Below are 14,924 nucleotides of genomic sequence, written 5' to 3'. Positions count from 1 at the left end.
GTTTATTCCTTATCTTTTGTGAGCAAATTTAAAACTTTTTTCTCAAGTTCATTGAGTTGCCTAAAAATTTCAGGTAATTTTTTGAAAATAGCAGTAGCTCTATAAAAAGATTTTAACTCAAATGCAGGAGAACCTTGCCAATTTGTTCCTTCTTCTGTGATATTACTACCTAAACCTGACTGAGCTCCAATATTTGTTTTAGAGGCAATTTTTAAATGTCCTGCAATTCCAACTTGTCCTCCCAACATACAATTATCACCAATTTCTGAAGAACCTGCTATACCAACCTGAGCAGCAACAACAGTATTTTTGCCTACAATTGCATTGTGAGCAATTTGTACCAAATTATCTATTTTCGCACCTTGTCTGATAATTGTTGAACCCATGGTAGCTCTATCAATGGTTGTGTTTGCTCCAATACTTACGTAGTCTTCAATCACAACATTTCCAATTTGAGGTACAGTTTTGTAAGTACCATCAGTTTGTGGAGCAAAACCAAATCCATCACTACCTATGACAACCCCAGCATGCAACACACAATTATTGCCAATCATACAATCTTTATAGATTTTTACACCTGCATAAATAATTGTATTATCGCCAATTTTTACATTATCACCTATATAACTATTAGGATAAATCTTACAGTTATCTCCAATTTGTACATTTGAACCAATATATGCAAAAGCTCCTAAATATAAGTCTTTTCCTGTTTTTGCTGATTCGCTGATAAATGAAGGGTTTTCAATGCCTTTTTTTGAAAAAGATACAAGTTTTTCATATTCTTCTAATAATTTTGAAAAGGCACTATATGCATCATCAACAATAATTAAAGTAGCATGAATGGCTTGTCTAGCCTCAAAATCTTTACCAACAATAACAGCAGTTGCTTGGGTTGTATAAATATAAGGCTCATACTTAGGATTTGCCAAAAAAGCAATGTCACCTTGTTTGGCATCTTGAATTTTCCCCAAATTACTGATTTCTAAATCGGGATTGCCTTGTATTTTCCCATTCAGCATCAGAGCTATTTGTTGTATACTAAACTTCATAAAATTGAATCAATACTATAAACAATACAAACTTGGCAAGGTTTTTCCTTGCCAAGTTCTTTAAAGGTTATTTATGTTTTATTAATGTTCTTTTTTCTTCTTTTTCTTTTTACCAGTTTCAGGTTTTTCTACCACAGCCTCAGTTTTCGCATATTCAGTACGTCTTTCTTTTACAAATCTGTTAAATAAGCGAACTAAAGCAGGCAAAGCATTTTCTTTTTTATTATTTAATAAAAGAGTACCTTCTGAATTAAAAGTTTTTCCTTGTAGAAGTGGACCTGTCATTTGGAATTCACCAAGGTCTTTTTTCATTTCCAATAAATCTTTTTTCTCTTCAGCACTTAATTCTTTTGAATTAGAAAGAATAGCATCTACTACATTTTGAGTGTTGATATACACAAGCATAGGATTATCTTGTGTTAGCTTTTGAATACGACTATCTACTGATTTCTTTCTTGCTTTTTGTAAGTTTTTAGAAATAAGTTCCTCATCATTAGATACAATCAAGACGTTGTTATCTATTGCAAAAAAGTTTCTAACTTTTCCAGCTTCCTGAACTTCATAATAACCATCCAATTGCTTAAAACCTCCCAAAACATTACCAAGTTTTATAAACTTCTGAAAGTTTTCAGCATTTCCAATTGTCATTGCCATCACATACATAGGAGTTATCTCCTTGCGAGTTTTCTTTACTGGGCCTAAATATACATCACCATCATACTGATAATCTGTATATTGAACTTCCAACTCTTTTACACTTGTAAAAGCAATCATGAAATCACCTTTCATGACGCTTAAAATATCATTTTCATCTAAGAATATACTTGCCACATCCATGGAAGCAGCAACTATTCTACCTTCTTTACTTAAATCTTCACTAAAGTTTTTATAAAGCTCTATCAATCCATTTCCTAAAACTTTCAAATCGCCTGATGCAGCATACATGCCAAGCAATTTTTCTCCTTCTACATATTTATAAAAATCAGGATTAATACGAGTATTGAAGGCATTACCAAAGATTTGATAAATTTTTTCACTCAAGTAAGTCTGATAAGTAACTTTTGCATCTCCTTTATTGACAGTGAAGATAATATGATCGTAATAGTCTTTATAGAAAGATTTTAAACGAGTAGCAAAACGTTCAGTAGCTCCATAACTCAATTCTGGAATATTTTTTAATATACCATTCATAGAATTATTGAACTGTTCATAGTTTATCCAAATACCCACATCATGAGCCTTAGAAGAAAATAATTTGAAATTTTCGTTGTTATTGATAGGGTTAGAAGTATTACCTTTCAACATCTCAGCGATTTCTTTTTTAATCAGGTCTAATTTTTTTACCTTATTTGCTTTTTCTAATTCTTCTACTTTTGTTTCATAATTGGGATCATCATAGTTGATATTACGGTAAGGGTTGGTAGTGCTATTAATAAAAGTAATGACACCACAATTACCACTCCAAGCCACAGCTTCATCATTTCTTATAAAAGTATTGAAACCTTCCACTTGTATTTGTTGGTATTCACCGTCACCTTCCCAAGCTGTTTTTACCCAAGTTTCAAATTTTTTGGCATCAGTAATGTTGAAAATTAAGCCACCCATGATGGCGTTGCTATCTAAAGTATTTACAAAAATATAAGATTTGGGAAATGCATTGATACCCGCATCTTCAGGGTTTTTGTAAATAGAAGAAATGATTTTGTATTGTTTAGATTTATCTCTTTTGAAATTTTCATCTAATTTCTTGATAAAATCTAACTCTAACAATGTTTGGAATTTCCCTTTGGTTTTATAGTTTTCTGCATTGAGCGAAACTAAGAAAGCTGTTTTATTTGTGGAAAGTCTGCTTTCAAGACTTTGAGCCATTACTAAGCCAGAAAGCAAAGTAAAACAGGCTATAAAAATAGATTTCATCATTTTATATTCAATTTTGAATATGCAAGGTAATAAAATTAAGATTGTAAAATTTAAAATGCAGGTTTTTTCTTTTGCATAATGGCTGCAACTATCAGAGATACGATAGCTCCTACTACAAGAGACCATAAAATTGAGCTTAAAAAACCTTTGTTTTTGCCATTTTTAAGTTCTTCTATCCCTTTTTCCATTTCTGGATTGCTACCCAAACCTTGCTTGTCTGCCCATTCTTGCATGCCATCAGCCATTCTTTCAAAATAGGTTGCGTCAATATAATTGACATAAACAGATGAAAAAACTGCCGTTAAGATAGATGAAATGCCAATTACAGCAATACCAATAATAAAAGCATCTTGAAATGAAATAAAGCCTTCTTGCTGGTTTCTAAACTCCCTGATAGGAATAACCATACAAACAATGGTGATAATCATTCCAACAAGAAGGATAAGCATAGGCAAAAATATGCTAAAACCTGCATTAAAATTTACTAGGTTTAAAATAATAGAGCAAATTAAACAAATAAGTCCCCATTTTAAGGCTGTTTGAATAGGTGTTTTGGTGTCAGTCATAATTTTATCAGTTTTAATTGATGCCACCAATATACAAATATTTTAATGATAGAGTTGAGTAGCTTCATAAAAATCTATAACTTGCAAGCCAATTCAGAAAACACAGATTTATTCAGTTATGGCAGAGCATAAAGAAATGACTTTTATAGAACATTTGGACGAACTACGAAAACATCTCATGCGTTCAGTTATTGTCGTAGTTGTTTTTATGATTGTTGCATTTGCTTTTACTGAATTTATTTTTGAAGAAATCTTGTTTGGTCCTGCAAAAGCGGATTTCTGGACTTACAACAAAATGTGTGAATTGGGTAATTGGTTGGGTACAAAAGGACTTTGTGTAGGAGTAGATTTGAAATTAGTGAACTTTACAATTACAGGGCAATTCATGACTCACCTTACTTCTTCTATTATTTTGGGTTTGGTAATGGCTTTTCCATATATTGTTTGGGAAGTTTGGCGTTTTGTTCGTCCTGCTTTGTTGGATAAGGAAATACGAGCATCAAAAGGTATTATATTTTATATCGTTGTGCTTTTTGTAATAGGCATTTCATTTGGTTATTTTATTATTACTCCCATTTCTGTGAATTTTTTGGCTACTTATAAGATTACTCCACGTATCAATCCAGATAACCAATTTGATTTACATAGTTATATTTCAATGGTTTCTTGGCTAACGCTTATCAGTGCTTTGATGTTTCAGTTACCTATTGTTGCCTATTTTTTAGCCAAAGCAGGAATTCTTTCAGCTTCATTCATGAGAAGCTATAGAAGACACAGCATTGTAGTTATTTTAATAGCTTCTGCTATTATTACGCCTTCTGCTGATATATTTTCACAACTGATTGTAGCCCTTCCTTTATATATACTCTATGAAATGAGTATATTTATTGTAGCTTATATAGAACGAAGAGAAGCTAAATTGGAAGTTTTGGAAAAACAAGAAGAGGAAATTCCTGTGAAAATCATTATCAAAGAACCTCCTCGTTTAGACCAAATGACAGATGAAGATTTAGATTAGCATAATGCCTGCTCCAAATCTGCCAGTTTTATTTTTATCTCTTCGTGCTGAAAAGAAAAGTTCAGGATGCTCATAAGTACATTTGTCAAGAAATTCTAAATGAGTTTCTTGAATACCTACTTGCAAAAGTTGATATTTATGAGCTTCATGTAAATGAAAATGATATTTTTGTGTAACATCATTCCATGTGAGAAGATTTTCTTTTGTTTTAAATATACTTTCTACTGCATCTACTACATCTTGCCCCACTTCGTACATTTTAGGACTGATACAAGCCCCTATGCCTACCAAAATATTTTTTGGTTCTGAACCATATTCTTTTTGCATTTCTAAAACAACTTTTTGAGGCAATTTCCCCACAGTTCCTCGCCAACCTGCGTGACAAGCTCCAATGACTTGTTTTATAGGGTCATAATAAACAGAACATACACAATCAGCAGACTGAACAAGCAAAGCAAGCCCTTTTTGATTGGTAATGAGGGCATCTGTATCTTGAATGGCAGTGTCTTTTGAAAAAACGCCTTTCCCTTTATCTGAAATATTTACAGAAAGTATATTGATGCTGTGGGTTTGTTGAGGTACACACCAATTTTCTAAAGGTATTTGGGCTTCTTCTGCCAATATTTTTCTGTTTTGGACTATATTTTCTGGGTTGTCATCTGTCCCAAAACCCAAATTTAAACCCTCATAAGGAGCAATACTTACTCCATTTTTCCTTGTAGAAATAAAATGACGAATATTTGAAAATTCTGAAAGGTTTTTAAAATGAAATAACATAATTTATTGTCTTGAGGATATTTATAAAAATAGGCTTCATAAAACTCTATGAAGCCTATTAAAAAATTATAGAAAATACAAAATTATTTACCCATCAAATTCAAAGCTGAACCAGCTTTGAACCATTCTATTTGAGGAGCATTGTAACTATGGTTTACTTTAAATTCTTCTTTGCTACCATCTTTGTGTGTAAGAGCTATTGTCAGTTGTACACCTGGTGCAAAGGTAGTTAAACCTAATACATCAATGTTATCATCTTCTTGAATCTTGTCATAATCTGAAGGGTTTGCAAAAGTAAGAGCCAACATACCTTGTTTTTTCAAGTTGGTTTCATGAATACGAGCAAATGATTTCACAAGTACCACCTTTACGCCCAAATGACGAGGCTCCATAGCTGCATGCTCACGAGAAGAACCTTCTCCATAGTTTTCATCTCCAACAACAATAGAACCAACACCTTGAGCTTTGTATTGACGTTGTACTACAGGTACACCCTCATAAGCACCAGTAAGCTGGTTTTTCACAGAATCAGTTTTGTCATTGAAAGCATTAACAGCTCCAATGAGTAAGTTATTAGAAATATTATCTAAATGTCCACGGAACTTTAACCAAGGTCCTGCCATAGAAATATGGTCAGTGGTACACTTGCCTTTTGCCTTGATAAGTAATTTCAAGCCTTTAAAATCTGCTCCATCCCATTTTATAAAGGGTTCTAAAAGTTGTAAACGCTTAGAAGTAGGAGAAACTAAAACTTCAACTTTGCTACCATCTTCGGCAGGAGCTTGATAACCAGCATCTTCTACTGCAAAGCCTTTGCTTGGCAATTCATCACCTGTTGGTGGGTCAAGTTTTACAGCTTCACCTTTTTCATTGATAAGTGTATCAGTCAAGGGGTTGAAACCTAAATCACCTGCAATAGCAAGTGCAGTTACAAGTTCAGGGGAAGTTACAAAAGCATAAGTATTGGGGTTTCCATCAGCTCGTTTAGCAAAATTACGATTGAAAGAGTGAACAATCGTATTTTTCTCTTGTTTTTCAGCACCTACTCTGTCCCACATACCAATACAAGGACCACAAGCATTTGTAAATACAATAGCACCTACTTCATCAAATACCTTTAAGAAACCATCACGCTCTATTGTATAACGAATTTGTTCTGAACCTGGGTTAATCATAAATTCTGCTTTTGCTTTTAATCCTTTTGCAGAAACTTGCTTTGCCAAAGACACAGCACGAGCAATATCTTCGTAAGAAGAGTTGGTACAAGAACCTATCAAACCTGCTTCTATTTTAAGAGGCCAACCATTTTTGATAGCTTCTTCTTTTAATTTAGAAATAGGTGTTGCCAAATCTGGAGTAAAAGGACCATTTACATGTGGCTCTAATTCTGACAAATTGATTTCGATAACTTCATCAAAATATTTTTTAGGGTCAGCATATACTTCAGGATCACCAGTCAAATGTTCTTTGATGACATCAGCTAAAGTTGCAACTTCTGCTCTGCCTGTAGCCTTTAAATAACGGCTCATGCTATCATCATAACCGAAAGTAGAAGTAGTAGCACCTACTTCTGCACCCATATTACAAATTGTACCTTTACCAGTTGCAGAAAGACTGATAGCTCCTTCACCAAAATATTCAATAATTTTATCTGTACCACCTTTCACAGTCAAGATGCCAGCTACTTTCAAAATCACATCTTTCGCTGAAGTCCAACCATTTAATTTACCTGTAAGCTTTACACCAATGAGTTTAGGCATTTTAAGCTCCCAAGGTAAACCAGCCATTACATCACAAGCATCAGCACCACCCACACCAATGGCTATCATACCCAAACCGCCTGCATTTACAGTATGAGAGTCTGTACCAATCATCATTCCACCAGGAAAAGCATAATTTTCCAATACAATTTGGTGAATAATACCAGCACCAGGTTTCCAAAAACCAATGCCATATTTATTAGAAACAGAAGAAAGGAAATCAAAAACTTCTTCACTTTCCTTGTTTGCTCTGTTCAAATCTTTTGCAGCACCTTCTTTCGCCTGAATTAAGTGATCGCAATGTACAGAAGAAGGTACAGCTACTTTCGTTTTACCTGCGGTCATAAATTGTAACAAAGCCATTTGAGCAGTTGCATCTTGCATAGCTACACGGTCAGGAGCGAAGTCCACATACGATTTTCCTCTTTCAAAAACCTCTTTTACTGGATTTTCATGCAGATGGGCATACAAAATTTTCTCCGCTAAAGTCATTGGGCGACCTAATACTTTGCGGGCTGCCTCTACACGCTCAGGCATACGAGCATATACCGACTTAATCATTTCAAAATCAAAAGCCATAATGAAGTCTTTTAAAAATTATTTATAATAATACTATATTAACAAAACAAACAAATTTAAAAAAAAATGAAATAGCACAAGGTTTTTTATAGCATATAGGTCTTATTTAGAAAAATTCTAAATATTACAAATTTGCATTGATTTCATCAATAAACTCTTGAAGTTTAATTGTAGCTTTTTCACTTGAAAATACAAAACTCTGCTCTAGACATGCCTCGACTGCCCAAACTTTTACGATTTCATCATAGGGAAGGATAAAAGGACCATAGATATGATTATCAGAATAACAAATAATACCCTTTTTTAATTTACTATTGATTTCAACTCTTTTTAAAACTAAACCTTCTGTTTTAGTAGCTATGAGGTGAATATTTCCACTGCGTATTTGATAGTTTTGCTCAAGCAAACGACAAATAACCCAGCTTCCATTATTTACACAACCCTGCATGGATTGTCCCACTACAGGAAAAGCAGCATAAATGCCTTTATGACGTAGAAAAGGCATAAAAAACCACTCTAAATGAGGTTCTTCTTCTTCTGTAATATAATGAGTAGGATAACTTGCCATAGCGGGTTCTGGGCTAATATAAACTTTAATACCACGAAGTCCTTCACTTTCAAGAGCTTGCAGAGCTTGTGTTTTAGAAATATCTTTTTGATATTCTGTGGGAACAGAGGGTTCTTTATATGTAAGAATAGCTTCTGTTTCGTCTTCGGACAATAGCCAATCAAAACTAATGCTAAATACACTTGCAATTTTTTGAACAACCTCTAAGGTTGGGGTGATTTTTGCAATTTCTATTTGCGAAAGAGTGGAGCGGCTAACACCAATTTTGAGAGCAAAATCTTGTTGTGTTAAACTTTTTTGCTCACGTAAGTACTTTATTTTCAAATGAATATTTTTCATAGTAATTATTTTTGCTAATATTTTGCAATTTTTATTTGCATTGCAATTGAAAATTGCTTTACTTTGTAACAGCAATTTAAACAAACATTGAAACATTGCCAAGAAAATTTTTAAAAAGCTTTAGGTCACACCGAAGTTCCTTCAAATACTCAGGTGGGAGATGCCAAAAACCCAAAAAGGAGGCTTTATATTAAACACTTAAAACTATGAAAACATGAAAAATGGATTAAGAAAAAATCCCAAAAACAGAACTGACCATAGCAGATAAATATGGGGAGAAATCTGAAAAGCCTCAAGAGTAAGAAAAATCTATAACTATACACAATTATGCCCAATTATCAATTAAATATCGTTTTTGATTCTTTTGATTTACAGACAGTTAAAGCTGCTGGAGAGAAAGTAACCCTTATGAAAAAAACAAACAATGGTACACCATTGGCTTGGGTTGCTTTCTTACCATTTCAAAAAAATACAGTAGCATGGGAAGAGGAATATGCATTGTATGCTTCTAAAGTAGCTACTCAAAGTGGAGCAACTATTTATAAACTATCAGATGTAGATGCAAATCCTATGGTATGTTATCCTTTTGAAGATTATGGAGCTTTTGGAGCACCTATACAAGACTCTAGCATTAAAAAAGGACAGTATAAAATAGTAAATAGCTATCAAGATGAGGCTATACTCACTTTTGGTTTGGCTCAGGGGGTACAAGTAAATGGAACGGCATTCCCCAATAAACCTATCAATGCCACAATTGTACCAAGAGAGCATGAAGCTACTTTTATTCCCCTCACTGAAGTAGTTATTTTTTTGGATAGTAAAATATCATCAGGAATGGTCATTACAGAGGTTTCTAGCCCATCAAGTACCTTGACTTTTGGTGGAGATGTTACAGAAATTACTGTAAAGTATGATTCTCATAGTGGATTATTCATCCAACAATAAATCTAAAACAAGCCCTTTTTTATAAAAGGGCTTGTTTTAAAAATGAAAACTTTTTAAATCTTTAAAACAATGGAACAAATAAAAAAAAGATATCTCATTACTTTAGAAAAGAGTATGGATATTAAAGTATTGGCAAGTAAAATACTCACAAGCCCATCTATACAACTGAAAGAAGGTGTGGAAATGATGGCTTCTGGAATACCACTGAGCAATGATGATGCTCTTTATTTTCAAAATTTGGGAATAGTGTCAGCAACATTAACATTACAAGAAGTTGAACGTATTTCAAAAGTAAGTGGTATCAAAGCTATTGAAGAGAACTCTGAAGTTTTTGTAGTGGAAGATAAAGATAGTGCTCACTTTGATGAGTTTGAAGATGGTTATAAACAAGCTTATTTGGATATTTTTGGAGCTATGTTGGATACTTACAGTGAGAATAATCGTACCAAGCAGAAAATCGTAGAAAAAGAAATAAAAGATGATTTCTCAGGGATTAATTTTACTTGGAATATGAAAATGATTAATGCTCCTCTTGCATGGGACAGAAACATCAATGGAACAGGAGTAAATGTTGCAGTTTTGGATACTGGAATTGCAAAGCATCCAAATTTGGCAATTAAAGGAGGTGTTTCATTTGTAGATGGTGGTAGCTATAATGATATAAATGGACATGGAACTCATTGTGCAGGAATTATTGCAGGTTTGGGAGCAGTGTATGATGGATTCAGTATGTATGGAGTAGCTCCTGCATGTAATTTATATGCTGTAAAAGTGCTTTCTAATGATGGTAAAGGCGATATTTTAAATATTATTGCAGGTATGGAGTGGTGCATTAAAAATAACATCAAAGTAATTAGCATGAGTTTAGCAAGTTACGATAAGCCTTTAGTTGCGTATAATCAAAGTGTGCAAAAGTGCCAAGATGCCAAAATTAGTGTAGTGGCTGCTTCAGGAAATTCATACGAAAAAGAGTTTAAGTGGGTAAATGCTCCTGCTAATTCTATTGATAGTAAATCAAAAAATGCAAGTCCATTGGCTGTAGGTGCTGTAGATGTTAATAAAATAATATCTATATTTTCTTCGAGAGGAGGTATGCCAAATATTGCTTGGAATCAAGTGTCTGTATCAGCACCAGGGGTAAATGTATTATCCACATCTTTGAATAATACCTACCAAGAATTGAGTGGAACAAGTATGGCATGCCCACATGTTGCTGGTTTAGTAGCTTTATTATATCAGAAAAACTCCAATTATACTCCTGATATGATAAAATCATTGATTATGAATAATTGTTTACCCAATTCTAATCCAAATCCAGAGGCTTATGGAAGTGGTATCATTGATTGTGATAAGGCAACAAAATAGTTTTTTAAACCAAAATAACTCTGAAAACAATTAAACAACTTAAATTTTATCTCAAACCTCATGGATGATTAAGTCCATGAGGTTCTTAAAACTTATCTCTTAAACTATGAAAAATCAGAATGTAAAATTTGCCATATTTTTGATATGGTGTACACTTTCTATTATTTCCATGATTGTTTCTCATTTTACTGAACCTGTAAAAAAACATAAAAAACAGGCAAAAATTTATTATGGAATCAATATAACAAAATGGAATGGAAATATTTTTAAAGAAGCAGAAATGCTTGACAATATCTCTTTTATGATTTGCAGAGCAACTATAGGAGAAAATGGCATGGATACTCTTTTTCATAAAAATTGGTTATTTATCAAGCAAAAAGGTTTTATAAAAGGAACATATCATGTTTATCAGATTGGTAGCAATCCCGATAAACAAGCTCACCATTTTTGGTCTGCAATTGAAAAGTTAGACTCTTTGAATATAGCACCTATTATAAATATAGAAGAAAGTGAAGACAATACCTATCAGGATTGTGTAGAAAAATTACAAATAAATCTTGTTAATTTTTTAGAAATAATTCAAAATAAAAGCAAAAGAACGCCCATTATTTATACAAATTATAATTTTGCAGAAGCCTATTTGACAAATCCATATTTTGCAAAATATCCTTTATGGTTGATAGAATACGAAGGCATTACAAAGCCTTTTTTACCAAAAATATGGCAAGAAAAGGGATGTAAAGTATGGGGAAAAAGTGCCAAATATGATATTCTTTCTGATGAAATGGATTATGATGTATTTTATGGTGCTAAAGAGGAACTATGTGAGTAAATTAACATCTAATTGGAATGAACTTTTTATTGTAAATCTTGTTTTGTATATCAGATTATTTATTCATATAAATCCAGTATTCTTATGTACACAAGATTAGTTATAATTGTTTTTTTATCATGTATTCACTTTCAAGGTTTTAGCCAAAAGTTAAATAGTAAAAAAGTTAAAGAATTAAAAAATAAAACTTTATTGGTTGGTTTGGAAGAAATTGATGAAAAAAGATCTAAAGGTCTTAAAGCCAAAGATTTAGAAATGTATAAAAATCAAATAGAAGGCAATAACAATGCTTTAAAGAGGGCTATAGAAAAGTATTGGAAATTTAGTTCAGATATTCAATACATTCCTTTTGATGAAGCTAAGGAATTAGTAAAAAAACAACCAGAAAAGTATTTTTTGATAAGATATAATAAATATACTGATTATTGGAGAAGTAGATCTGGAGCAGGTTGGAATAAAATCAATGGTGTTTTAGAATATGACTGGGGTGTTCGTTATAAAGAAATAGCAAATGAAATAATGACTTTAAACTTGGATATACCTTCAACAGCTCTTATGGTTAATCTACCTAATCTGTATGTCTCTAATTCTGATGCAGTATATGGTGTGATGCAAATGCAATATATTCTAACTCGTTTAAATGAAAGTGAAGATGATAAACTAGATTTTCGGGACATTGTTAAGGAATGTAATAGCAAAATATTGAAGGGGAAAACTCTACTCTTAGATAAAAACGATGTAGATAGTGATTTAAATTGGTCTGAAATCAAAGCTATTTATAAATATAACTTTAAAATAGTTACAAGTGCAGAAATTGAAAAAGCTATCATCAATTTAGATCCTAATTATGCTATTGTTCAAATAGTAAGTTTACAAGTAGGTAAAGGTAATGTAAATGCCCATATAATTCACGAAACACAAACAGGGAGAATTTTGGGTTATGTAGTGCCTACAGTAGCATTTGGAATACAAGGTACCAGTTTAATAACTTATAATTCAAAAATCAAAAAAAAGCAACTTAAAGAATATTTAGAAAGTGCTGAATGTGAAAAATAAAAATATATAAATTTTAATCTTTAAAACTTCACTCTTGCCTGTACACGAATTTCGGAAGATACATTGCCTTGAATTTCAGTAGAACCTGAGCCAATGCTATCCACACCCAACAAGCGTGTACGGGCATAACGAAACCAAAAAGTTAGTTTTTTAGAAAATTTATACTCCAAAACACCATACTGCCTGATGCCCTTACCAGCATATGCAGGAAAAGAGAAACTATACAATACATCATCTTCAAAGGCATATTGTCTGTTGTTAAAATCGTCTGTGTCAAACAAAGCCCAACGAGTTTTGAGCTCCCATTTACCAATATTAAAATCAACATCTTGCATGAGTGCTATACCTTGTGAAAACTCGCCACCAAAATTAAGATTGCTATATTGTACTCTGCTTCTAAAACCAATAAACTTTTCAGCTTTATAATCTATATTCAATACATAATTTCTACGTTTTCTATCAGTAATAAAATCTATAGGAGATGTGCTGTTGGGAGCGTTTTGTTGTTTCAATTCTTCTCTGATTTGCCCAAAAACGCTTATTTTTTTACTAAAGGCATAACTCAAACGAACTAAATACTCATATCCGTCGGATGGGGCGTCTGTTTGGAATCTCAGCCAAGGAAAACGAAATTTATCGTAATAAGCAGCAAAAGCAATTTTACGATTGGGTTGTACTTTGATACCCCAATAGATACCTTGTTCATTAATATCTCGGCTTCCTTCGTTGAGAGCAGCACCATAAAAACTATGAAAATCCTTATCGAAATTTCTGTATTGCATGGCAAACGAAATTTGTGGAGATAAGGAAGCTATTACACCACTGTTGTAACCCATTCCACCACTTTTAGAAATAGCCCATTCTCCAAAGAAATTAAAATTTTGAAACACATAACTATAATTAAAACCTGCATTATAATTTGTTTTTCCACTAAATTCAAATTGATTGTAGGTAGTGGGCGTTCTTTGTAGAGGCACACTAAACTGATTGTAAATAAAAGTTGTACCGATTTGTAAAGTTTCAGATGTATTTTTAAAACTTAAATTTCCACCAAAAGTACCTTCTTTGATGGTTGCTCTGTTATCTAATTCATTTTGAGTCCTATGAAAACCAGTTCTTTGAATACTGCTCACAAATAATTCACTGCCAGTATCATCATTATCTGTAGAATCTGGGGTATTGATGTTACCATCTCTTTTAGTAAGTGAACCAAATGCTAAAATATCCAATTCTCCATGCTTATTTTTGAGCAAATTGTAATTAACAGCCCCACCTCTCAAAAAACCAGCTTCTAAAAGTGAAGTAAATGGACGAATGCCTGTATTGGCTCTTCGGATACTTTGTACAGTTTCAGCTCCTTTTCCTACATTGAAGCCTGCTGCAAGTAAGAGACTTTGTCCTACTTGTACCTGATAATCACCAATTACAATTTGCTTAAAACGCCCTTTATTCTCAAAAAATGCATGATAAGAGAAGAAATCTGCTCCATAATGATTTTTAGAAGGTTGCCATTTTAATTGTTCTCCTTCATCTTTTTCCATCGTAAAGCCTAAACTGAAATCTTTGCTGTGGCTGGTACGAAAACGAGTATATAAACGAGGACGAGAACCTAAATATCGAGAACTAAGTGAATCTGGGACAGTAAAGCCTGCCTCTTTTTGTATTTGTGACTGATAACGCAATAATAAATATCGGTTTTCTTCCTCAAAAATACGTTTTAAAAGAGGCTTGTTATCAGTATTTCCGTTAGTTTCAACAGTTACAAAGGGAAGAATTTTATAAATAATATCTAAATCAAAGCCATCAATGGACTGCAATTCGTAAAGAGAAAGCAGTTTTCCGTTTTTTTGAATATGATTAAGTAAATTGGTAATTTGAGATTCCTTTAAAATAAAAAGCTGTGCTAGATCTTCTCTTGTGGCTTTATTGAGATTCAAAGGTTCGAGATATAACTGATACAGAGCTTCATACAAATCTTCGTAATTGGTATCAGAGTCTTGGTCTTGAACAGCAAACAAATCTTCAACAAATTGCTTGATATCAATTTCTTTACGTGGATAAGTTTGGGCATTTGCTCCAAAAATTACTAAAATAAAAAATATGCTAATGAAAGAGGTTTTAACAATCTGCATAAGTTATTTTTTTTG

10 protein-coding genes and 2 pseudogenes are annotated in these 14,924 nt (G+C 32.8%); 5 read left to right on the top strand and 7 right to left on the bottom strand.

What is annotated here, in order from left to right:
• Positions 1 to 2 precede the first annotated feature (2 nt).
• The 3 genes from AD998_18615 to AD998_18605 form a co-directional block, all read right to left on the bottom strand.
• Complete coding sequence (locus AD998_18615) at positions 3 to 1,052, bottom strand: UDP-3-O-(3-hydroxymyristoyl) glucosamine N-acyltransferase (protein KOY87879.1); 1,050 nt, start codon at positions 1,050 to 1,052, stop codon at positions 3 to 5.
• Between the two features lie 81 nt (positions 1,053 to 1,133).
• Positions 1,134 to 2,972 (bottom strand): hypothetical protein, encoded by a 1,839-nt coding sequence (locus AD998_18610; protein KOY87878.1) that lies wholly within the window; start codon positions 2,970 to 2,972, stop codon positions 1,134 to 1,136.
• A gap of 50 nt (positions 2,973 to 3,022) precedes the next feature.
• Positions 3,023 to 3,538 (bottom strand): hypothetical protein, encoded by a 516-nt coding sequence (locus tag AD998_18605; protein ID KOY87877.1) that lies wholly within the window; start codon positions 3,536 to 3,538, stop codon positions 3,023 to 3,025.
• 118 nt (positions 3,539 to 3,656) lie between these two features.
• On the opposite strand from AD998_18605, the gene AD998_18600 reads away from it, so the two are divergent.
• Positions 3,657 to 4,556: a hypothetical protein gene (locus tag AD998_18600; GenBank protein KOY87876.1), complete on the top strand. Its 900-nt coding sequence runs from the start codon at positions 3,657 to 3,659 to the stop codon at positions 4,554 to 4,556.
• Here the strand turns inward: AD998_18600 and AD998_18595 are convergent.
• From AD998_18595 to AD998_18585, 3 genes are all read right to left on the bottom strand, one after another.
• Complete coding sequence (locus AD998_18595) at positions 4,548 to 5,333, bottom strand: hypothetical protein (protein ID KOY87875.1); 786 nt, start codon at positions 5,331 to 5,333, stop codon at positions 4,548 to 4,550. The genes AD998_18600 and AD998_18595 overlap by 9 nt on opposite strands.
• Before the next feature lie 83 nt (positions 5,334 to 5,416).
• A complete protein-coding gene (locus tag AD998_18590) occupies positions 5,417 to 7,672 on the bottom strand; it encodes an aconitate hydratase (GenBank protein ID KOY87874.1) in 2,256 nt (751 codons plus the stop codon).
• A gap of 124 nt (positions 7,673 to 7,796) precedes the next feature.
• Positions 7,797 to 8,675 carry a hypothetical protein gene (locus AD998_18585; GenBank protein ID KOY87873.1) on the bottom strand — a complete coding sequence of 293 codons (879 nt, stop codon included), beginning with the start codon at positions 8,673 to 8,675 and terminating at the stop codon, positions 7,797 to 7,799.
• 231 nt (positions 8,676 to 8,906) lie between these two features.
• On the opposite strand from AD998_18585, the pseudogene AD998_18580 reads away from it, so the two are divergent.
• The 4 genes and pseudogenes from AD998_18580 (at position 8,907) to AD998_18565 (ending at position 12,777) form a co-directional block, all read left to right on the top strand.
• Positions 8,907 to 9,329 (top strand): annotated as a pseudogene (locus AD998_18580) (hypothetical protein).
• Between the two features lie 654 nt (positions 9,330 to 9,983).
• A pseudogene (locus tag AD998_18575) lies at positions 9,984 to 10,889 on the top strand (hypothetical protein).
• A gap of 106 nt (positions 10,890 to 10,995) precedes the next feature.
• Positions 10,996 to 11,721, top strand: a complete 726-nt coding sequence (locus AD998_18570; protein ID KOY87872.1) for a hypothetical protein — start codon at positions 10,996 to 10,998, stop codon at positions 11,719 to 11,721.
• A gap of 84 nt (positions 11,722 to 11,805) precedes the next feature.
• Positions 11,806 to 12,777, top strand: a complete 972-nt coding sequence (locus AD998_18565; protein KOY87871.1) for a hypothetical protein — start codon at positions 11,806 to 11,808, stop codon at positions 12,775 to 12,777.
• 20 nt (positions 12,778 to 12,797) lie between these two features.
• Here AD998_18565 and AD998_18560 read toward each other — a convergent pair whose 3' ends face one another.
• Complete coding sequence (locus tag AD998_18560; protein ID KOY87870.1) at positions 12,798 to 14,909, bottom strand: hypothetical protein; 2,112 nt, start codon at positions 14,907 to 14,909, stop codon at positions 12,798 to 12,800.
• Between the last annotated feature and the right edge of the window lie 15 nt (positions 14,910 to 14,924).

It is taken from the genome of bacterium 336/3, from assembly GCA_001281695.1.
Taxonomy (GTDB): domain Bacteria; phylum Bacteroidota; class Bacteroidia; order Cytophagales; family Thermonemataceae; genus Raineya.
The sequence above is the reverse complement of the archived record's forward strand: the minus strand, read 5'-3'. Positions and strand labels throughout refer to the sequence as shown.